Origin of the sequence: Paenibacillus wuxiensis, from assembly GCF_040195695.1 — a bacterium.
Taxonomy (GTDB): domain Bacteria; phylum Bacillota; class Bacilli; order Paenibacillales; family Paenibacillaceae; genus Paenibacillus_B; species Paenibacillus_B suaedae.
In genome coordinates, this window is sequence record NZ_JBEFZI010000006.1 from 347,267 (window position 1) to 367,614 (window position 20,348).

The 20,348-nt window shown below is 46.6% G+C and carries 16 protein-coding genes, 1 pseudogene and 1 riboswitch; of the genes and pseudogenes, 2 read left to right on the top strand and 15 right to left on the bottom strand.

The window, feature by feature from the left end:
- Nucleotides 1-164 precede the first annotated feature (164 nt).
- From eutA to ABN764_RS15795, 11 genes are all read right to left on the bottom strand, one after another.
- Entirely contained in the window at nt 165-1,595 is a 1,431-nt protein-coding gene (gene eutA, locus ABN764_RS15745) for an ethanolamine ammonia-lyase reactivating factor EutA (protein ID WP_446672451.1), read from the bottom strand.
- A 188-nt stretch (nt 1,596-1,783) separates the two neighbouring features.
- Nucleotides 1,784-3,208, bottom strand: coding sequence for a sensor histidine kinase (locus tag ABN764_RS15750; RefSeq protein WP_268624683.1), 1,425 nt, complete (start codon nt 3,206-3,208; stop codon nt 1,784-1,786).
- Nucleotides 3,201-3,773: an ANTAR domain-containing response regulator gene (locus ABN764_RS15755; RefSeq protein ID WP_021252537.1), complete on the bottom strand. Its 573-nt coding sequence runs from the start codon at nt 3,771-3,773 to the stop codon at nt 3,201-3,203. The genes ABN764_RS15750 and ABN764_RS15755 overlap by 8 nt, the downstream gene beginning before the upstream one ends.
- 74 nt (nt 3,774-3,847) lie before the next feature.
- A complete protein-coding gene (locus ABN764_RS15760; RefSeq protein WP_268624682.1) occupies nt 3,848-4,279 on the bottom strand; it encodes a EutP/PduV family microcompartment system protein in 432 nt (143 codons plus the stop codon).
- A 12-nt stretch (nt 4,280-4,291) separates the two neighbouring features.
- Nucleotides 4,292-4,648: a BMC domain-containing protein gene (locus ABN764_RS15765; protein WP_021252539.1), complete on the bottom strand. Its 357-nt coding sequence runs from the start codon at nt 4,646-4,648 to the stop codon at nt 4,292-4,294.
- Between the two features lie 194 nt (nt 4,649-4,842).
- The gene (locus ABN764_RS15770; RefSeq protein ID WP_446672452.1) at nt 4,843-5,985 is read right to left on the bottom strand and encodes a 1-propanol dehydrogenase PduQ; all 1,143 of its coding nucleotides are present in this window, start codon (nt 5,983-5,985) and stop codon (nt 4,843-4,845) included.
- Nucleotides 5,986-6,556: 571 nt separating this feature from the next.
- A riboswitch (adenosylcobalamin (AdoCbl) riboswitch) is annotated at nt 6,557-6,708 on the bottom strand.
- 110 nt (nt 6,709-6,818) lie between these two features.
- A complete protein-coding gene (locus ABN764_RS15775; RefSeq protein WP_446672453.1) occupies nt 6,819-8,129 on the bottom strand; it encodes an alpha/beta hydrolase family protein in 1,311 nt (436 codons plus the stop codon).
- 140 nt (nt 8,130-8,269) lie between these two features.
- Nucleotides 8,270-8,728 carry a DUF3021 family protein gene (locus tag ABN764_RS15780; protein WP_021257974.1) on the bottom strand — a complete coding sequence of 153 codons (459 nt, stop codon included), beginning with the start codon at nt 8,726-8,728 and terminating at the stop codon, nt 8,270-8,272.
- Between the two features lie 12 nt (nt 8,729-8,740).
- Nucleotides 8,741-9,178: a LytTR family DNA-binding domain-containing protein gene (locus ABN764_RS15785; protein WP_138185347.1), complete on the bottom strand. Its 438-nt coding sequence runs from the start codon at nt 9,176-9,178 to the stop codon at nt 8,741-8,743.
- Nucleotides 9,179-9,413: 235 nt separating this feature from the next.
- The gene (locus ABN764_RS15790; RefSeq protein WP_446672454.1) at nt 9,414-12,578 is read right to left on the bottom strand and encodes a collagenase; all 3,165 of its coding nucleotides are present in this window, start codon (nt 12,576-12,578) and stop codon (nt 9,414-9,416) included.
- 403 nt (nt 12,579-12,981) lie between these two features.
- The gene (locus ABN764_RS15795; protein WP_446672455.1) at nt 12,982-13,437 is read right to left on the bottom strand and encodes a GNAT family N-acetyltransferase; all 456 of its coding nucleotides are present in this window, start codon (nt 13,435-13,437) and stop codon (nt 12,982-12,984) included.
- 570 nt (nt 13,438-14,007) lie between these two features.
- On the opposite strand from ABN764_RS15795, the gene ABN764_RS15800 reads away from it, so the two are divergent.
- Nucleotides 14,008-14,175 carry a hypothetical protein gene (locus ABN764_RS15800; RefSeq protein WP_268624677.1) on the top strand — a complete coding sequence of 56 codons (168 nt, stop codon included), beginning with the start codon at nt 14,008-14,010 and terminating at the stop codon, nt 14,173-14,175.
- Nucleotides 14,172-14,702 (top strand): annotated as a pseudogene (locus tag ABN764_RS15805) (MFS transporter); the annotation flags it as partial. The gene ABN764_RS15800 and the pseudogene ABN764_RS15805, both read left to right, overlap by 4 nt.
- 189 nt (nt 14,703-14,891) lie before the next feature.
- Here the strand turns inward: ABN764_RS15805 and ABN764_RS15810 are convergent.
- The 4 genes from ABN764_RS15810 to ABN764_RS15825 all read right to left on the bottom strand — a co-directional run bounded on the left by ABN764_RS15810 (nt 14,892) and on the right by ABN764_RS15825 (nt 20,305).
- Nucleotides 14,892-15,791, bottom strand: a complete 900-nt coding sequence (locus tag ABN764_RS15810) for a chitosanase (protein WP_446672456.1) — start codon at nt 15,789-15,791, stop codon at nt 14,892-14,894.
- A gap of 235 nt (nt 15,792-16,026) precedes the next feature.
- Complete coding sequence (locus ABN764_RS15815) at nt 16,027-17,697, bottom strand: glycerol-3-phosphate dehydrogenase/oxidase (protein ID WP_446672457.1); 1,671 nt, start codon at nt 17,695-17,697, stop codon at nt 16,027-16,029.
- A gap of 177 nt (nt 17,698-17,874) precedes the next feature.
- The gene (glpK, locus tag ABN764_RS15820) at nt 17,875-19,365 is read right to left on the bottom strand and encodes a glycerol kinase GlpK (RefSeq protein ID WP_446672458.1); all 1,491 of its coding nucleotides are present in this window, start codon (nt 19,363-19,365) and stop codon (nt 17,875-17,877) included.
- Between the two features lie 139 nt (nt 19,366-19,504).
- On the bottom strand, nt 19,505-20,305 hold the full coding sequence (locus ABN764_RS15825) for an MIP/aquaporin family protein (RefSeq protein WP_446672459.1): 801 nt from the start codon (nt 20,303-20,305) through the stop codon (nt 19,505-19,507).
- Nucleotides 20,306-20,348 lie beyond the last annotated feature (43 nt).

Here is a 20,348-nt window from a genome sequence, read left to right on the forward strand (position 1 = left end):
TTGTAAAGAGCAGCGCAGTGTAGGCAAGACTACATGAGCAGCTAAAATGTTTCCGAAGGAAACATGCTTCGAAAGCATACGCTTTTCGAGAGTGAACGCAATGTTCGATGCCGAGTTACTACCAGTATCACTTCGTGATCAAAATCGAAATTTTTGAACCTCCTCTAATGAAATACGAGGGTTTTAATGACGACTGGCAGCACCTTGCCATTCGCAATCGGCTTGCCGATATCGATATAGTCGCCGTTGTCAACCACAACACTATCGATGCAGACAACATCCTTCTTGTAGTCAAGCAGGGCGTACAGCGTCTGCCCCAGCACCTTCGCCATGTCGTGATGGACGATCACGATGAGGGGATAATCCCGCTCCAGCAGCTCGGACATGCCTTGATACATCCCTTGCGCATATTTCTGAACCTCTTGGAAGCTGGGGCTCTTCTTCCCTTCCAATGCGATCGCAACCCGCTGCAGATCGTTGTTCAGCTTGAACCAATTCAGCTTGTCGGCAATCGCCTGCGCCAGCGTCTCACTGCTTCCCGACTCATCTGCCGCAGCAAGCTTCAGAATCGGAATATTCTTAATCGGGAAGCTCTCTTCCGTGTACGTAATCGTGCTGCCGCTAATTTCCGTCGTATGAGACCCTGCTCCAACTACGGTTGCTCGGATGGTCTCAGCCGATCGGGCTACTGTCATTTGCGTCGTAAGCGGAGACGCTGCGATGGCACGGCCGAGCAAGATGCCGATGTCACCGTACTGGAACACATCGCCCGTCGCCTCTTCATAAATGTAGTCCGCGACGCCGCCTGAGAAAGAAATGCACGGAATCGAACGATCCAGCTTGATCCCTTTATTCGTAATAATCGTGTTATAGAAGTCGTCAGTCTGCCTTAGGCCAACACTCTCTTCGAGCAGCTTGACCATCTCTCCGATAATCGGCTCCAAGTCGGCTGGAGTAACTTGCTGACCGAGTGTGAGCTTAATGCCTCTCCGCTCTGCCAACTGCTTAATTTTCGGTGCAATGTACGTCACTTTATGTGTGGCTTGATCCACCTTAATGAGTCGTCCACCGATATCAAGGCAGCCTGTATCGATGAGATCGCCGCTAGCGAATAGCGCCAGATTGCTCGTACCTCCGCCAATATCGATATTGACGATGGAAGTCGAATGCTCCTTGGAATACGTATGGGCACCTGCACCTTTCGCAGCGATAATGCTCTCCAGATCCGGGCCAGCCGTCGCAACTACGAAATCTCCAGCGAAACCGCTTAGCGACAGAACCGCTTCGTTGGCATTGTCTTTGCGAGCTGTTTCCCCCGTAATAATGACGGCGCCTGTCTGAATATCTTCCTTGCGAATGCCAGCCTTCGCATACTGCTCTTCAACAAACACCTGAATCTGCTGCATATCGATGCGATTGTCCTCCATTACAGGCGTGAAGCAAATATCGCTTCGATATACAACTTCTTTGTCCGTAATGACCAATCGCGGCACTGTGAAGGAAGATGCCATGTTCTGAATGTGCAGCTTCGATAACACAATCTGTGTCGTAGAAGTCCCCATATCGATGCCTACACTCAGCAATTGTTCTTCCACTTTCCTCACCCCCACCGATTGATTTCCGTTTAACTCCACTGGGCATAGTTCCTGAATCGCATTGTGGTAACATTCGAACAACACCATTCGAACATAAAAAGGCTTAAAGCACCACTTCCGATTCACACCGGATATGGTTGACTTTAAGCCTCTTTGCTTCTAAAACTACGCCCTTGTAGTTCGAATATTTATTTTTTGAACGTAAATGTAACAGCCGTGCCCTTATCACCTGATGCAATCGTGAGCTTCCCTTTCAGCTTATCCTTCACATAGCTGCGAACGATCGACAGCCCTAAGCTCTTGCGAGAAGCTTCCTCTACCACGAATCCTGTTCCGTTGTCTGCAACGACGACGGTAACAAGACCTCCTTCGACTTGAGCCTTGATCGTGATTTCACCTTCTATACAATCCCCGAACGCATGCTCATAGCTATTGTGCAGCAGCTCACTTACAATCAGCGCGATATCTACGGTACGATCACTATCTAAGCAAATACTGTCCGTTGAAGAGATGTTCACACCGACAGCATGGCAATGGACGAAGCAGCGCTCAATGTTCGATGCTATGAGTCGTATGACATCAAGTAGATCTACTTGTGCATCGATTTCCGTCGATAGCAGTTCATGAGTGGCCGCAATTGCCAATACCCGACTGACACTGTCATCCAGACATTTCTTAGCCTCAGGGCTCTTGCACTGTCGGCCTTGAATGCGCAGCAGGGATGCCACCGTCTGCAAATTGTTCTTCACTCGATGGTGAATTTCACGAATGGCTACCGACTTTGAGATGATTTCTGCTTCCTTGTCCTTAATCTCGGTTACATCGTGCAGAATGACGCCTACGCATAGATCCTTCTCCTCAATGAATAGCCGCTTCACTTGGAAGTATCGGCCTGCAGCCTTCACATCTGTCGTCAATGGACAACATGGTGAAGATGAATGCTGCTTCATCACCTCGGAGAACATCGTCTGATCGAGCGACAAATTGTCATAATGCAAGCCCTGTATATCCTCCAAATAGCCAAGTTGTCTATAATACGCATCTGCCTGCATATTTTTGAGCTTCAAAAATCCATGCTTGTCAAACACGAGAACAGCGTCCTCCAACTGATTGATAAGCGAATCTTTGAAACGAAGCATAGCCGTCAGCATAGAAGACATCTCGCCATCTTCATACGGTGCTCCCGCCATATTGAAATGAGCTTGAATATTGTCACTCACATCTTTTTCATAAATGACGACCGCAATGACGCCATCTTGATTTTTCATCGGATATACCGTCTGCCGAACAAGATGATTCTCCTGTGTGTTGGCGACAAGACCTTGCGACATAATGCCAGTCTCCAGTGTTCTCAGAACGCCAGGCTCATTCTCGCGCAGCGCCTTCTCTCCCGTAACTGGCCGCTCATACAAGGACTGTCGTTCGCTCGGACGGCGATGATATACGACGATAGCCTCGTTCGATACACTGGACAGTACATCAATGAACACATCGTCTTGTACCTCGGTATGTTCAAAAGACTCTGCAATTTCGCATATCCATGCCATATCCGCTTCAGACAACCCCGTATGGAGTCTGCACAGCTGCTTGATTCGTTCTTTGAAATCAATCATAGGACATGACGATCGTGGTTGCGATTTCCATCATCGGACATCGTCTATCCATACTTAATTTGCGCAGGGTTTGATAGGCTTCCTCTTCGGTATAGCCATTTTCCTTCATCAAGATCCCTTTCGCCTTCTCCACTGCTTTGCGCTCTTCCATCTTCTGCGTCAGCTTCGATAGATTCTGCTCCAGCTTGCGTATCTCCTTGCCTTTGGCAATGGTCACTTCCACCATGGGAATGAACGACTTTTCATCAAGCGGCTTTACCAGATAGCCAAGCGCACCGACAGCCGAGGCTTTCTCGATTGTTTGCTTGTCGCTGAAGGCGGTCAAGAGAATAATCCCTCCTGCCAGCTGCTCTGATAAGATTCGTTTACTAGCCTTGAGCCCATCGAGGATGGGCATTTGAACATCCATGATGACGAGGTCAGGCAGATGCTTCTTACATAATTCGATGGCTTCAAATCCATCGGAAGCTTCGCCTACTACATTGTAGTCCGCCTCTTCGAGCATCTCACGAATATCCATTCTTGTAATAGGTTCATCGTCGACTATTACAATTTTTCCATTCATGTGTCATGCACCTCATTGTCTGCCGTTATTTGCTTGTCTATTGGTATTGCGCCTCTTGAAATAGAATTAGCCGTTTACGCCTCCAAGTATTGCTGAAGCGCCTCCACTCCCACATTCTCTATCGTCGAGACTTCAAATATCTGCTCTACACCAGCCGCCTGCAGATGAGCTCTCGCTTGTGCGATTTGCTCCTGCGACTCGGCCAGTTCCGCCTTCGTCACCACGCCGATGACCGGCTTGGCGAATACAGTTGCGAAGGCCGGTGGGAAGTAGCTATCTTCCTTCGTGCAATCTTGCACAAGCCCGATTACGTCAGCATCTACGCTCGATACGAGCAGCATCTTGTACAAATATCGGTTCTCGATGCACTCGCCCGGCGTATCGATCGCTTGGTCGAAGCTTTCAATCGCTTGCGTCTTTTTATAGGCAATTTCTTGACCGTGCAGCCATTGGCACAGTGTCGTCTTGCCAGAACCGGTACTTCCGGCGAAAATAATTTTTCTCATCAGCTTCTTCACCTACGTTCTCGTTATGTTCGCAGCAGTTGAGAAGCCTAAAATATTTTGAAGTCCAAACAGCACTTCACTTATAGCAGATTCGACAGAGGATACATCGCCTGTAATGACGAGTGATCCGCTGAAGCGATCGACGAAGCCGATCTGTACGCCAGCTGCCTTTGTCGCGATATCCGCTGCAATAATGGACGCTTCGCTTGGTGTTATCGTCATGACTCCGATTGAATCATGTGCGTCATTCCCTAATCCCAGCTTCTTATAGATATCTGGATTCGGATTCGCGATAATATGAGCCAGCGTGACCTGTTTACCAGGCACGTACTCTTGGATAACGCGTTGTTTCTCAGTGTGTTGCTCCATACCATCATCTCACTCTCATATCAGAAACACGTGAAATTGCTGTAAAAAACATAAAAGCCCCTTAAAAGTTCGCACAGGAATTTTAAGAAGCCTCTTTGCTTGGTTTTGTATGCAACACGCCGTTGTGTTACCTTTACTATATTTTAATACTGCAAACGTTGTCAATACACATTCAGACAAAATTCGACGCAAACCTACGATTGAAACATTTTGTTCAAAATTTCAGCCACATCTCCTGCTGTTGGTACACGAGGATTCGTCGCTGTGCAGCCGTCTTTCAACGCGCCTTCGGCAACCGACGCTCTCATTTCATCCAGCAGCGCCTGCTCAATTCCGCATTCCTTCAGCGTCTGCGGCATCTGCAATTGCTTCTGCAGTTGCTTGATTGCTTGCACCAAGCTGCGTACGCCGCTCTTCGGGTTCGGTGCGGATAGACCCAAGCTCTTCGCGATTTCTGCATAGCGAACCGCTGCAGCTGTGCTCTCTTCTCTGCCATAGCCTGGTTTATAATTTGCATTGTATTCAATAACATGCGGGAGCAGCATTGCATTCATGCGGCCATGCGCAATTTTGAATTTGGCTCCTGCGACATGCGCAATGCCATGGTTAAGCCCGAGCGAAGTAATATTAAATGCCATGCCCGCAATACAGGAGGCATTATGCATCTTCTCACGTGCTTCTAAATCTCCACCATCTTTATATGCACGTGGCAAGTAAGCAAACACCATCTTAATTGCCTTCTCAGCAAGCGCATCGGATATATCATTCGCTTTAGTAGACACATAAGCTTCAATCGCATGCGTCAATACATCCATTCCGGTATCTGCCGTAATGAAGTCCGGCACACTCTTAACCAGCTCTGGATCCAATATTGCCTCTTGCGGCAGCATTTCATCGGACACAAGCGGGTATTTGATATTTTTCTGCTTGTCACTAATCACAGAGAACGAAGTCACTTCTGATCCTGTTCCGCTTGTTGTCGGTATCGCGACGAACGGAATCTCCTGCTGGTTCAGCAGCTTATGCGCAAACAGCTTCATTGCCTTAGCCGCATCAATCGCAGACCCGCCGCCAATTGCAATGATTAAATCTGTGTTGAAGGCACCCAATGCCTGTACACCTTCAGTTACGATTTCAACAGGTGGATCGGGTACGATATTGCTGAAAATGTATTGCTCATTGCTCTCATGCAGCCGATCGAATACCATGTTGATCATCCCTGATTTGACCATGAATGGATCGGTAACGATGAAAATCCGCTTATTGCGCCATTCCATCAGACGATCCAGCGCGCCATGCCCCATATAGAGATCGGCTTTGATCGAAAGTTTATCCACGTAAAGCACCTCCAACGAGTAGTTGCAACAAAAAAAGAGGCCTCTCAAAGGGATGGATCCCTTCAAAAAGCCTCTTTGCTTGTTATGTCGTGTGCACGCCATTGTGCAACTTATCATTCAATTATCATCTATACTGTACATCGTAACGCAAACATGCGTCAACCTCAATAGGGTCGAGTTCATCATTACGACAAATTTGTATAAGTGCGTGTTCAAAAAGGCCGGTTTTCAGCACCGAGAAAGTTGGATGAAGCTAGGACCTGAGGAGCGGAGCGTACGTTTTGGGTACATGAGCACCAGAAGGTCCGGCTGAATTCAAATTTCGATGCCGAGTCCACTTCATGATTTACTTCGTGATCAAAAGCGGACTTTTTGAACAACCTCTATAAGAAAAAGTTGGGACATGCACATCATTGTGCATCTGGTTCTTCTTCGTTGAAAAACGTCCCGCTTGCCCAGCTTGTACATCTTCGTATTTTCGGCGGCGACCACCAGGCTGACTCGACTGCGTTGTCGACAGCCTCCAAGAAAATATAAAAAAGCCTAGTGAGGCGCAATCGTCACTAGACTTGTAAACCAGTCACTTTCGCCTCGAAATGACTGGCCTGGCAAAGTTACTAGACAAAAGACCTGACTTAAGACCGAGCATTCGGCCTATTACAGTGGCGGGACCGTGTTGGATTTGCACCAAACTTCCATTGTCTATAACTTCTTCTGTTGTGCATGACGTGAATGGTCGTCCATTCGACATTTATTATAGCACAAACGATCTGAAGCGCAATATGAAAAAAGATAAAAGTTGAGGATCGAAATAGTTAAGAGTGATTTGCCCGTCAATATGTCCCGGCAGATGTGAAGCTGCCCTGCCCTTTGAGATAACTATCGAAAAATTGTACTAGAATATGATTCATCGTTTCAAGACAGTAATAGGGATCAATCTCTGCCACCCTGCCGCCCTGCAGCATATTGGATATTAGCGGGGAAATGAGGGACAGGTCGGTAAGACTCAAATGCTCCGCTCCTTGGAAATGGACGGTATGCACTACTTTACCTTTTTTATCAATAACCTTGTTAGCTGCATAAGGAGATTTGCTGTTGCGCTGTAGGAGCTGTACCCACACAGCGTCAGAATAGATATTAAGAAGCGGAGTTGTATAGGTCTGGTTGCTTGCCGCAAAATCATCGGTCTCCTTGTTGTATACGAGCTCGCCAATCATTGGGGCATCGATATTGACAACGGCGCCAACATCATCACGCTCCCTGCCAAGCATCGTGCTTGCCGCTCCACCCATAGAGTGTCCGAACAGACCTATTTTGTGGGTATTCACCAGTTGATACGCCTTGTCACTACTCGTTTTTGTTTTTCCTAAAACCGTATCGATTACAAAATTCATGTCATCCGTACGCAGCTTCATCCATTTTTGATTAAGCCCATAGGTCTGCTCTACCGTGTATGTTCCCTTGTTGGCACCAAAGACTTCCTGCATATATCCCTGATCGATGAACGCCCTGTTTCCGTCCTCGGACTCCGTATAAAAAGAATGATACGGATGATCAATAGAGCATACTACGTACCCGTGGCTCGCAAGCTCCATATAGGCTGAATAATTGCTTTCTTTGCTGCCGAATGCACCAGGAGAGAATACCAACAGCGGATAGGTACCGTCTGCCTGTTCAGGATACCAAAACTCAACATTAACGTGCCGATTTTCTCCTGTGTCTGTAAATTGTTCGATACGATTTTTGTCAACATAGGTGTATGTTGCGGTTGCGACTTGATATTTCCCCGTAACAGGTAGCAAATGATACTGCGGGAATACGAGAGCAGGAATTATAGCGATGATGACGAGCATAAGCATAGCAATAGCATTTCTGATAACGCGGCTGCTTTTATATTCTTTGTGCTCCTCTTTGCTGCGTATGAGCGTCCACACTCCAAGAAGCGCCCAGACAAACAGCAACATTCCAAGTCCCATCCAACGGAAGCTCCACTCTATGACCGAAGCCAGTGTGAAAATTAGGAATGCTGCAAACGCGCCAATCCTTATTATGGCTTTAATTTTTTTCTGATATGACTTTGTACAAATGCGGAATACTGCAAATGCTACTTCACAAACAACAGCAATAATCATGTTTCCTATCATCCAAATCCAAGCCTCCTCTGCTTCATTCGTGCAGCATCAGCATACATAACGATTGGTGCAGAGTAAATATGAACGACACTATGCTGTATGAATAACAAAGTAAGCTGTAAAAAAGACGAGGTAAGCTGCTGCCTCCCGTCTTATTGTTCTTCATCATTTTTTAGTTTTTGTAGCTTCTCGTTGATTTCCATTGCGACCTTCCTGTCACTGCTCCATTCAAGCCAACGGACAAGCAGGGAGATAATTGCGATTTCAAATGCGAGTATCATTGTGTTAACTACTCCCGTTACCCAACCCATCCAATTCGTGAAAATAAGCAGCACTACTTCCAAGATCACAAAATGGATCAAAATTCGCAACCTCATTCCCTTTTCGCTTGTATCATCAGCAGAATAATAGAACAAAGGACTTGGCAAGACACCTACCAAAGCGCATATCATGATTGCGTATATATGATGGAAACCGAGAGAAAATATCGAAGCATCCGAGCCGTCTACCCATATATTTAGATGATTCAGCAGGGTGATGAATATGACAATGCCTGCAAATACAAGCAAGTAATTTCTTACAAAGCTTTTTACAATCTCTGAAACATTCATGTTCGTCCCTCCCTATAGACCAAGCATCGATTTCAGAATCGGCACATATTGACGCGACACCATAACCGTCTCTCCATTATCCATTCTCGCCTCGAACCTGCCGCTGATGGACGGCTTGATGTACGATATTTTAGCGATATTGAGAATGCTAGATTTCGATGCGCGGAAAAACTTCTTCCCCTCAACTATCTGTTCGAGCTCGTACAGCTTCTGTTTCGCCTCAAACACCTTATCCTTGCAATACATAAATACCTTGTTATCCACCGATTCAAAATAGTACACATCGCTGAGCTTGATTTGGTGAATCGTGTCCTCCTGAAAGCCCATAAGCATTTTATTTTTCAGTTTTATCCGTTTTATCAGACTCATGATTTCATCAGTGACTTCATGACATCGTATAATAATTTCTTCTTCCTTCTGAATATCGATTTCTTCGATTGATATTTTCATAACTATTGTTTTTCACCGCCTATTTACCCCTTTTGTCGGTCATCGCTAGACTTTTTCATTTCCTTACACCAAACTCACTCTACTAAGTATAATTGTGGTTCATAAAATTGGAAATATATTTTGATAAACGCTTGATAACTGAAAAAAAGCGTGCCGCTCAATGAAGAGTGACACGCTCGCTTTTTCGGTTACAGCAGCACTTCGGTAACCAACTTACCTGTTATGAAATTAAATATTATTGAATTTCGAGCTTGTAACGAACATCCTCATCGGCAAATTTATACACATACAAATGATACCGGCCAGGTTCCGCTTCGACTTGACCCTTCATCCAATTTCCGTCTATATCAACAGGATACAGAACTTGCTCATTATCGCCCTCGCGGTACAACACCCAATTTACGTGTTCGCCCTGCTGCTTTTCCAATCCAATGTTCAACGATGTTGGTTTGTCCAAGTCAATCATGAATACATCCTGCTTGTCGTCTCCTTCAAGCGTTCCATTTACCGTCCGGCCTACTGGTACCGGTCCATTAGCCATGTCAGGCGCATCATTCGGTTCAGTCTCCTCAAATAAAGACACCTCTGGTTCAGGCTGTTGCTGCGCTTCCGACTTAACAGACAGACGATACGACTGATCTCCTTCTGTTGCCGCATATACGTGTAAATAATAGGTTCCCGGCTCGGAAACGGATATAGAGCCAGCTAAGCTGTTCCCTTCCCTTTTAGTCGGATAGGCCTGATAATTGTTCGGGTCAGACTCATGGAATAGCACCCAAGCTACTCCCAGTTCCTGCGCCGATTCCAATTCGATCGTCCATTCCCCTGCCTGCTTCGCGTCAAAACGATAAATATCCAGCGCATCCTTATTACTCAATTTACCGGAAATCGTTTTTCCTGTATCGTCGAGTCGAACAGCTGTCTTCCATGTGTCGTTTGGCTCACGATCCGCAGTATCTTTTTGATCGCCGTCTTTATCCCCATTGTTGCCTTCGTTGCCGTTTCCGGGATTGGTGCCGCCATCCGGCAATTCTACATCCCCGCCGTCTGCGCCTTCGGGAAGCTTGCCATTGAACACAACATCATAAACGAAATTGCCTTCATCATTAACACGATAATTAGTAAAGTATGCCGTAAGCGTCTTGTATCCGTTCCATGGTTTGTCTGACAAAGCTTGCAGGAAGCCATCCGTCAACTTGTTCATCGTCTGCCAGTCTTGTTCTACTCCTGCAGAAGCACCGCCGACATAAGTGCCGCGCAGCTCGTACGACTTGAACAAGCCAGAATTACTTTTCTTAACGCTTCTGTTGCTCAGTCCAGCCAAGTTCGTGATCTCATCGTAGATTTCAAGTTCCGGCTTCGGCTCTACTGCTTTTAAATAGTCGTCAGACACAAGCGGTACCGATAATTTGTCATAGCGTGCAACCTTCTCTTCAATGGAGCGTTGATACGATTCGTTCAAGCGCGCATCACCGCTTATGGATTCGAGCTGCTGCTCATAAGCATCCCCATCATTGTTCCGGATCGCACGATGAATCCGATCCATAGCCGTGAAATCATGATGATATAAATAATCGTATAGTGCAAAAGAATAATTATAAAATTGCCAGGATCCATATTTCGAGTTTACGGTATCCGATACAGTGTAGCGCTGCCCTGGCTCGTCAGCAACCAAATAACCGACAACCGACTTGCGGGGCTGAATACCCTCCATTCGCGTGGCGCCAGCGAAGAATTCAGCTCCCCCTTCATCGAACCATTGCATGCGTCCGCCTTGATACAACGGCCCTTGGCCAAACATGCCAGGTACCTCAAAGCGTGCTTGCAAATAATGCGTGAACTCGTGCCGGAACAACTCCTCCAAACTATAAATGCTTTGAGCTTCCGTGCGATCATATGTAAAGAAGGTACCGTCCCCTTCGATGTAAATGCCGCCGTTGTCCGTACTATATCCGTACAATAATCGGTTCATTTTATATTCATCTGGATTGTTATAAATAACGATCGTAAGCACATCGTCCGGATTTCCTGCCTCTAACGGCTTGTCATTCCCGATCACCCGGTGGAATTGGGCCTTCACTTCTTTCGCCGCCCAATATAGGCGTTGAAGCTGCTCTTGGGTCAATTGGCCCCCCGCCCGGATCACAAACTGGCCGTCATCGAACTCAACTCGCTGCGGCAAATAATGTTCCTTCCCGCGCTGCTTCAGTTCATCTATATCAACCCGGTTGCCGTAAGCATCCTTCTCATCGTAATTCCGTGCAATCTGATCAGCTGCTACGAAATAGAGCTCCCCAAGCTTCGGCTTCGTCTGCATCACGTTCGTCAGTACCCGATTCGCTTTCTGCGGGTCGCTATGATAATGACCGAGCGCGCCAGAATAGTAAATCGCATTGCTGGTCAGCCATATCTTATCCTCTGCTGTGGAACCTTCGCTCCCCAGACGGAATAATTGCTCCAAATATCCGTCGATGTTGCCCTTGAATTCGGCCTTCTGATCCGGCTCGGTCATGCGATACATCAGAACATACCCGACGCCCTCTAGTACATCGTAGAATGCCTTTCCTGATAAGAAATTACCACCCAAATGGTCTATGCGATCATTAAAGTCTGACAAAAGCCCGGTCAACCGGTTGACGATATATGTATCGACCGTGACGTTAGAAATCAATCTGCCTGTTGACGAAATAACCTTATGCTGTACTTCATTTCCCCAAGTAAAGGACGGATTATCAACAATCGCCTTCATGGCAGGCAGCATTTTCTCACGGAAATCTAGCTCATTAAGGCGACTCAGCTCCTTATTGTAGTACCCTAGGTACACACCGGAACGCAGTACCTCTACCAGTGTAGGAATGCCTTGCATATCCTCGGTCGTAAATCGTCTTCCGCTCTCCTCCAGCCGATCAATGATCGCTTGCATGCGATTTTCGTCCGCATAAAAACGACGTGTGTCCTCATTAAATTTGAATAGTTCAGGAATCTTTTCCCAATCAATACTTACCAGCAGATCTGTAAGCGCCTCATACGACATCGCACTCAAATCAGCCATGCTGTATGTGGACTGCTCGCTTATGCTCTTCAGAGCTTGAGCAGGAGGCTCCGGGATCCCTGGAGCTTCAGACTGTTCTGTCATCGGCAGCCTTCCTTCGATATCAAGCGGCAAATCAGATACAGAAGGATCTTGCGTTGCGATTACATTGCGAATTCCAGTGTGAGCTGCATCTTCCCTAACCTGCAATCCTCGCTCCTCAGCCGCTGCGAAGCCCGCTGTACTCCCCGTCGCGACTGTGGCCGCCAATAGAATTGAAGTCCACTTCACCCATGCTCGTTGTTTCATCTGCTGTTTCATCTGTTGTTTCTTTTGTATTTTTGTCAGTTGTTTCGTCTGATGTTTCATCTGCTGCTTATCCCCTATCTGTATGATTGTTTACGTTCATAATTGATGAACGATACACCTAATATCGGTTTCATACAGAGCTACAGTCATGCATCTAAAATCCTCTTTTTATTACCGCATAGCACTTTCGAATCATTCACATGTTCCCGAATTTAGGACAATAAACATCATGTTTCATCCCTCAGAATCCTACACAAGGGCGTTTCGACTCATTTCACTATGATTGTCGAATTTTGCAAATGAAGAGGAAACCACTCTAAAAAAAGATCATACAAAATCAGTTTTCTTTACATTTAACTAGAAAAATATCCATTGAATATATCGTAAATTCCGGGAATCTGAGAGAGATTTTATCTTTTTTAGCAAAAAAATAATGGGCAGCTCTCCGCTGCCCTATCGATTACTATATTAAGTTTTTCCGATAAATTCGTTTGTAACCACCTTCCAGCAGCGGCGCTGCTTCTACAAACTCCCAACCTTGTCTCTCGTAAAATCCAATATGATTCGTATTCAAATATAAACTATCATATCCGAGCCGCTTTGCCTCTTGTACAACATAATGTTGAAGCGCAGCAGCGACTCCCTGTCCCCTTGCCACTTCCGTCACATACAAGCTTGCCAGCCATGGGTATAAATCTTGACGACACTTAAAATCATTCATCCACAGCGATACCGTACCTACAGGCTGCTCATCCAGCAAAGCCACGAACGTCATCGGCACACGGTCGACATGGACATGATGTTCAGTAGCATATTTGATCGCTTCGTACGGTTTATCACTTGCCCATTGCTTCCACAGCCAACGACTCACCTGTTCCAGTAAATCCATTCTTTCCTTCAGATTAATAATTTGCAGCAAAATAGAACTCCTCTTTTCCTTTAAATCGTTTTATCATTTATGTATACTTCATGGACTCATTGCCGATGGGAATAGCTCTTCTGAATCCAGAGAAAACTGTTCATCCAGCTTGCCTCTACTCCTTTCATGGATGGATGTTTTTTCGTTATCGTAACAAACCTACGAATAGGCGTCCAACAGATATTTTAACGAAAACAAAGTAGATGACAATCGAGCAATAAAAACCAGTGTGTTATGCTCTGTAGCAATAAGCATTGAAAGGGTGACCTCAAGCCAATGATCTACTAATCCGATTCCGCATAAGAAAACATCGTACCTGTACGACTTTTCTGGATAGGATTAGTGTGGGCTTTTTGACCATAACGAACGGACACTTACTGGCTTTTGCATGTATGCGGAGCAGTGTGTCTTTGTGTTCGCATGTCTGCCTCCTATCCAGTACTTTATGGATAAGGAGGTTTTTTGCGTTCTATGACTTGCTAGAACATCATCGTTATTGTGGTGCAGCCCACAAGTAAGGAGACTTTCGTATGGTTACCTTTCTCAAAAACAAAAGTACTCGCAATATTAATGCTCAAAATATTTTTTGTGATGGTCGGTGTTGGCTTGATTACGCCCATCCTGCCTGAATTAATCATCGAATTCGACGCAAACGGCCAAGCGATGGGATTGTTAGTTGCTGCTTACGGCATTACTCAGTTTTTGCTGTCCCCGCTTACAGGCAGCATGTCTGATTGATATGGAAGAAAACGTTTATTCTTGCCGGGCTTGTCATTTTCAGTGCTGCGAAGCTGCTGTTCGCCGTTGGTGATGCGTTATGGAAGCTCTATGCGTCAAGGCTCCTGGAGGGAGTCTCAGCAGCTCTGATAGTCCTGCTTATGATGGCCTACGTAGCGGATATTACCACTACTGAGGAACGTGCGAGAGGAAACAGCCTGCTCGCCGCAGCCATGTCCTTCGGATTTGTAGTCGGGCCTGGGCTAGGAGGATTTATCGCCGGATATGGAACGAGAGCTCCAGTCTATGTAGCTGCAGTTGCAGCTATTGCCGCAACTGTTTTTTCAGTGATACGCTTGCCAGAAAGCTTATCCAAGCAGCAGATGGAAGCGGCGCGGGCACATGTGGCAAGCAAGGAATCGATATTCAAGCTGTATGCAAAATCACTCACATCCAAATATGCAATGCTATTCATGCTTGTACTGGTAATGACTTTCGGACTCGCCAATTATGAATCCGTGCTCGGCTTAATTGTACTTTTATGCGCTACTCATTTTTGGAGCATATTCCTTGTCACTTCCATCATATTTTTTGCGACAGCCAAGCTTCGGCCAGCGTTGAATACGCAATTATCCAAGATGGCAGGCAATGAGCAGGGGTATGTAGCCGGGATGAATAATGCTAAAAAGATAAAGGAAAAAAATCCCGCATCCAAAAACGGACGCGGGATTTTTGACTCATTTCATTTTCCAACTGGTAACTTTAACGACCGCTTCGTCGGCGTTCTTGAGGTCTGCTTTCCCCATATCCCACAGCTGGCTCCATTGCTTCACACGGTTCTTGCCATTAGGCGGCTGATTGTATTGTCTGGTATCCACGATTTTTGTTCTCTCGTCATAAAATTTCTTCATAAATGTCTTCTCATCGCTGCTTTTTCCTGAACGGGACAAAAGGCCTTCAAGTGTTCCAGAATCTCCAGTAGCGCCATGATTTAAGGCTGTATCAACAAAGGAACCAATCGTCAGAGCAGAATTGAAACCACGTTTGCGCGCTTGCTCCACGCTGTATTTTATGTAAACCTTATAGAAGGTTTGCCACATTGCCTCTCTCCACGCATCATTGTTTTGCAATTTTTTGATTTTGCCGCAGAACACTTTTTCGCTATCATTAATTTTCAATATTGATCCTTTCATTGACCCCTTAACACCAATTCGGGACAAGCCTCCCTCAACCGAAGGATTGGAAGCACCGCTGGCAGCGTCGAATTCCTTGAACAAGGTCGGGCCGTCCGGATGCTTGTCGTTGTCTCCCCCTGTCGTGGCTCCGAATATGCCGATTGTATACCCTCGATCATCATCAATATCCTCGCAGTACCCATAGTACTCGGTCCATTTAAGCGAGTCCTGCTCGGGTTTGTTAATGAGCTTCATAATATTGTCCCACTGCTCACCATCAAGCCCTGTATTGGCACGAAGGAACGTAAGCGTCTTCGGTGAAAAATTGTCATCGTGAGAGCTTGCAGCAGAAGCCTTCGATGGAAGGAGAGCACTAATTCCGGACAAGGAAACAAGTAAAGAAAATGAAAGCAGGACGACCAGTAATTTTGTTCTTTTCATAATTGGCTTTTCGTTGAACAAAACATAAGCACCTCCAAAAATAATGGGTTAATGCGAAACTTCAAGCGATACTTCAAACGAAACTTCATCTCCTTCCCTACGAGATCGACTTGATTTGCTGTTGCTCTTCAGCATGCTACCCCTGATAAGTATGAAGCTACATCAAAAACAATTCTTTACTTATTTGTGAAATATGGAAAAAGACGGGAGATATAAATCCCCCGTCTTCTCCATGTAACCGTTATTCTTCATTACACTAATTCGCTTCCACCTGTGGAACGACGGCTTGATGCAGTGCGGTGTCGAGCTCCGCTGCATATTGATTACTCTGTTCTTCCGTCCAGCCGAATGTAGAAGCCATGTAGGCAATGACCGGCTGCTTCCAATCCCGTACCCACTGGATGTTAAAGAAGAGTGCACCCGTACGGCGAATGAAGAAATCCACCGGCTTCAACGTCATTTCCTCTTCGATGGCATATATGAGCGGGACAAGTACCTCTAGCGGAAGACCACTTCGTTCCGTCTTGCTCTGATATTGATCTGCCAGGTTGAAGATTACATCCACATTAGAGCCATACATACGTGCCCAGCGCTTGGCTAGTGACCCGTCAAGTCCATTTCGTATGCCTTCATTCATTTTGCTTTCCACGAAGCTCGGGAAATCGGTCGAGCCACCTACATGCCCGCCTGATATTGGCATCTGCTTCGTCATTGCAGTAGTAAACGCAATTCCTTCTTCTTGGCTGAGCAGCTTCATGACCAAATCAACGATCATTTCAGCCATTTTGCGATATCCGGTCAGTTTGCCGCCTGCAATTGTAATCAATCCAGATGGAGATTGCCAAATCTCATCTCTGCGGGAAATCTCGGATGCATTTTTACCTTCTTCATAGATGAGCGGCCTTACCCCCGCCCAGCTCGATTCAACGTCGTCTGCAGTAAGCTGAATCGAAGGGAACATGTACTGTATCGCCTTCATGATATAATCACGGTCTTCCTTCGTCATGACAGGTTGAACCGGGTCTGCCTTATAGAACGTATCCGTTGTGCCTACATACGTTTTTCCGTCGCGCGGAATTGCGAATACCATTCGGCCGTCCGGCGTGTCGAAGTAAATCGCTTGCTTGAGCGGAAATTTCGACTGATCGATGACAAGATGCACCCCTTTGGACAGCTGAAGATGCTTGCCTGTCTTCGAATGATCTTTATAACGAAGCTCATCAACCCAAGGGCCTGCCGCATTGATAATCTTCTTGGCACGGAATTCGAACGCTTCCCCATCCAATTGATCAATAACACGGACGCCAACAATTTTTCCGTTTTCATACAAAAACGAATCTACCTTCATATAGTTCAGAGCCATGGCTCCATTCCGAACGGCTTCCTTCATGACTTCAATCGTCAACCGCGCGTCGTCGGTTCGATATTCTACATAATAACCGCCACCCAAGAGCCCTTCCTGCTTCAACAGCGGCTCACGGCTCAGCGTCTCTTGCTCCGACAGCATGCGGCGTCGCTCGCTACGCTTAACACCAGCCAGGAAGTCGTAAACACGCAAGCCGATCCCAGTGCTGAATTTGCCGAACGTTCCGCCGCGATGAAGCGGAAGCAGCATCCACTCAGGCGTTGTTACATGCGGCCCATTCTCATATACAATGGCGCGCTCCTTGCCGACTTCAGCTACCGTCTTCACATCAAATTGCTTCAAGTAGCGGAGACCGCCATGAACTAGCTTCGTTGAACGGCTAGACGTCCCTGCGGCGAAGTCCTGCATCTCGAATAGTGCCGTTCTCAATCCTCTCGTTGTCGCATCCAACGCAATCCCTGCGCCCGTGATTCCTCCTCCAATAACGATCACGTCAAGCGGCTTCTGACCCATTGCTTGTACGATAGATTTGCGCTTCATAGCGGAAAAGACAGTTGTCATATGATAACCTCCCTCGTCATAAAGACGGCATGAAAAGTAAGTACTCGCTAATGCTCACATCGAAAACAAAAAAACCGCAATAACACTAAAGTCATAGACTAAAGTGCAATTGCGGTTCTCAATTCTCCAACCGAATTTAAATATTAACTTATTTAAAATTGTAGCATATTCATACACTTATTTAAATACTTTTGTTGCCTCAATGGCTTTGCCCCAGCCAGAATACAAGGCATTGCGGCGTTCTTCCTGCATGGACGGGATAAAGGTACGATCAATGCTCCATTGCGCCGCTATCTCGTCCCGGTCGCTCCAGTATCCCACAGCCAAACCTGCAAGGTATGCCGCACCTAGTGCAGTTGTTTCAAATACTTGCGGACATTCCACCGGTACGCCCAGCATGTCGCTCTGGAACTGCATCAGGAAATTGTTCTGAATTGCTCCTCCATCCACACGCAGCTTGGTCAGCTTGATGGACGAGTCGGCCTCCATCGCAGTCAATACGTCTTTCGTCTGATAAGCGAGCGATTCCAATGTTGCACGGATGAAGTGTTCTTTCGAAGTGCCGCGCGTCAGGCCGAAGATCGCGCCTTTCACCTCACTATCCCAGTACGGCGTACCCAATCCGACGAAGGCTGGAACGACATACACGCCGTCTGTTGACTCCACCTTGCTTGCATATAACTCACTATCCTTGGATTCCTTGATCATGCGCAACCCATCGCGAAGCCATTGAATAGCGGAGCCAGCAACGAAAACGCTTCCTTCCAGCGCATATTCTACTTTGCCATCAATACCCCAAGCGATCGTCGTTAGCAGCCCATGAGAGGACTTCACAGCCTGTTCGCCAGTATTCATCAACATGAAGCATCCCGTACCGTACGTGTTCTTGGCCATACCCTGCTGGAAACATGCTTGCCCGAACAGCGCCGCCTGTTGATCGCCCGCAGCTCCTGCTATCGGAATTTCCTCGCCGAAGAAATGGAAGTCCGCTGTTGTGCCGTATACTTCGGAAGAAGAACGCACCTCTGGAAGCATCTGCTTCGGAATCGTTAGCAGCTCCAGCAGTTCATCGTCCCACTTCAGCTCATGTATATTGTACATAAGGGTACGTGAAGCGTTGCTATAGTCTGTTACATGCACATTGCCGCCCGTGAGCTTCCAAATAAGCCATGTATCGATTGTCCCGAACAATAGATCGCCACGCTCTGCCTTTTCCCTCGCGCCAGGAACGTTATCGAGAATCCATTTGACCTTCGTACCCGAGAAGTAGGAGTCAATGAGCAGCCCTGTCTTGGATCGGAACAGTTCCCCGTAACCTGCCTCCTGTAATTCATCGCAGATGGACTTCGTCTGTCTCGATTGCCATACGATCGCATTGTATACCGGACGGCCGGATTCCTTATCCCACACGACAGTCGTCTCGCGCTGGTTCGTAATACCGATGCCTGCAATTTGTTTTGGCTTTACGCCGGATTCAATGAGGCATGTCGCGATGACAGCCAAAATCGTTCCCCAGATTTCCTGTGCGTTGTGCTCTACCCAGCCCGGTTCAGGGAAAATTTGCGTAAATTCCTTCTGGGAAACGTGGACGATTTGTCCTTCTTTGTTGAACAAGATGGCTCTGGAGCTCGTTGTGCCTTGGTCAAGAGATAAGATGTACTTTTCCATATAAAATTCCCCCATATTCAGTAGTGGTGAATCCCTATCTGTTGAATCATCATGATTCATTTCATCGTGATCCTTGCAAGAGAATTGAGTGATATGCAATCACGGAAAAATTATTGATTATACACATTAGCGATAGTACTTATCGAACAACATTTTTTCTAGACAAGAACAACGAAAATACAAGGATAACAAGTGCGGTACCCGCTACTGCCCATATTACTGCATCAGACTGACCTAAAAATACATTTTTATAAAACAGCCCACCGAGCGATCCTCCGAGCAGCGGCCCAAAAACAGGTATCCAGGCATATTTCCAATTTGAACCGCCCTTGCCTGCGATCGGCAGCAGCATGTGCGCGATTCGCGGCCCCAGGTCGCGTGCAGGGTTGATGGCGTATCCCGTTGTTCCTCCCAAAGATAACCCTATGCTGACAATGAGAAATCCAACAATCAGAGGATTCAAGCCATCCGTGAACTTGTTGGCGCCAATCGCCAAAATACCGAGAACCAAAATGAACGTTCCAATCATTTCACTAATTAAGTTGGAAAATGGATGGTAAACGGCTGGACTTGTCGCAAACACACCCAGCTTCGCACCCTGATCTTCCGTCAGTTTCCAGTGCGGCAAATAATGCAGAAACACAAGAACAGCTCCAACAATAGCGCCTAGCATCTGTGCCGCTATGTACGACGGTACATCAGCCCATGGAAAATTCCCAATAAAAGCGAGCCCCAATGTAAGTGCTGGGTTGAGATGGGCTCCGCTTATCGAACCTACGGAATACGCCGCAACCGCGACAGCCAAACCCCATCCCATCGAAATGACAATCCAGCCCGAATTAGCAGCATACGATTTCTTTAGCGATACCCCTGCACATACGCCCCCGCCGAGTGCAATCAGTATCATGGTTCCAATAAATTCTCCCCAAAACGCCGACATATTGACCCCTCCTGTTGTACATTCCTGTTAAGAAAATGCAAAG

Coding starts and splice junctions, on each gene's coding strand:
- ABN764_RS15780 (WP_021257974.1), bottom strand. CDS start 8,728: ATGAATGTTTCAGAGATTGTAAAAAGCTTTGTAAGAAATTACTTGCTT.
- ABN764_RS15790 (WP_446672454.1), bottom strand. CDS start 12,578: ATGAAACATCAGACGAAACAACTGACAAAAATACAAAAGAAACAACAG.
- ABN764_RS15815 (WP_446672457.1), bottom strand. CDS start 17,697: ATGACAACTGTCTTTTCCGCTATGAAGCGCAAATCTATCGTACAAGCA.
- glpK (WP_446672458.1), bottom strand. CDS start 19,365: ATGGAAAAGTACATCTTATCTCTTGACCAAGGCACAACGAGCTCCAGA.
- ABN764_RS15755 (WP_021252537.1), bottom strand. CDS start 3,773: ATGAATGGAAAAATTGTAATAGTCGACGATGAACCTATTACAAGAATG.
- ABN764_RS15750 (WP_268624683.1), bottom strand. CDS start 3,208: ATGATTGATTTCAAAGAACGAATCAAGCAGCTGTGCAGACTCCATACG.
- ABN764_RS15775 (WP_446672453.1), bottom strand. CDS start 8,129: ATGATAGGAAACATGATTATTGCTGTTGTTTGTGAAGTAGCATTTGCA.
- ABN764_RS15800 (WP_268624677.1), top strand. CDS start 14,008: ATGCTCAAAATATTTTTTGTGATGGTCGGTGTTGGCTTGATTACGCCC.
- ABN764_RS15765 (WP_021252539.1), bottom strand. CDS start 4,648: ATGGAGCAACACACTGAGAAACAACGCGTTATCCAAGAGTACGTGCCT.
- ABN764_RS15760 (WP_268624682.1), bottom strand. CDS start 4,279: ATGAGAAAAATTATTTTCGCCGGAAGTACCGGTTCTGGCAAGACGACA.
- ABN764_RS15825 (WP_446672459.1), bottom strand. CDS start 20,305: ATGTCGGCGTTTTGGGGAGAATTTATTGGAACCATGATACTGATTGCA.
- ABN764_RS15785 (WP_138185347.1), bottom strand. CDS start 9,178: ATGAAAATATCAATCGAAGAAATCGATATTCAGAAGGAAGAAGAAATT.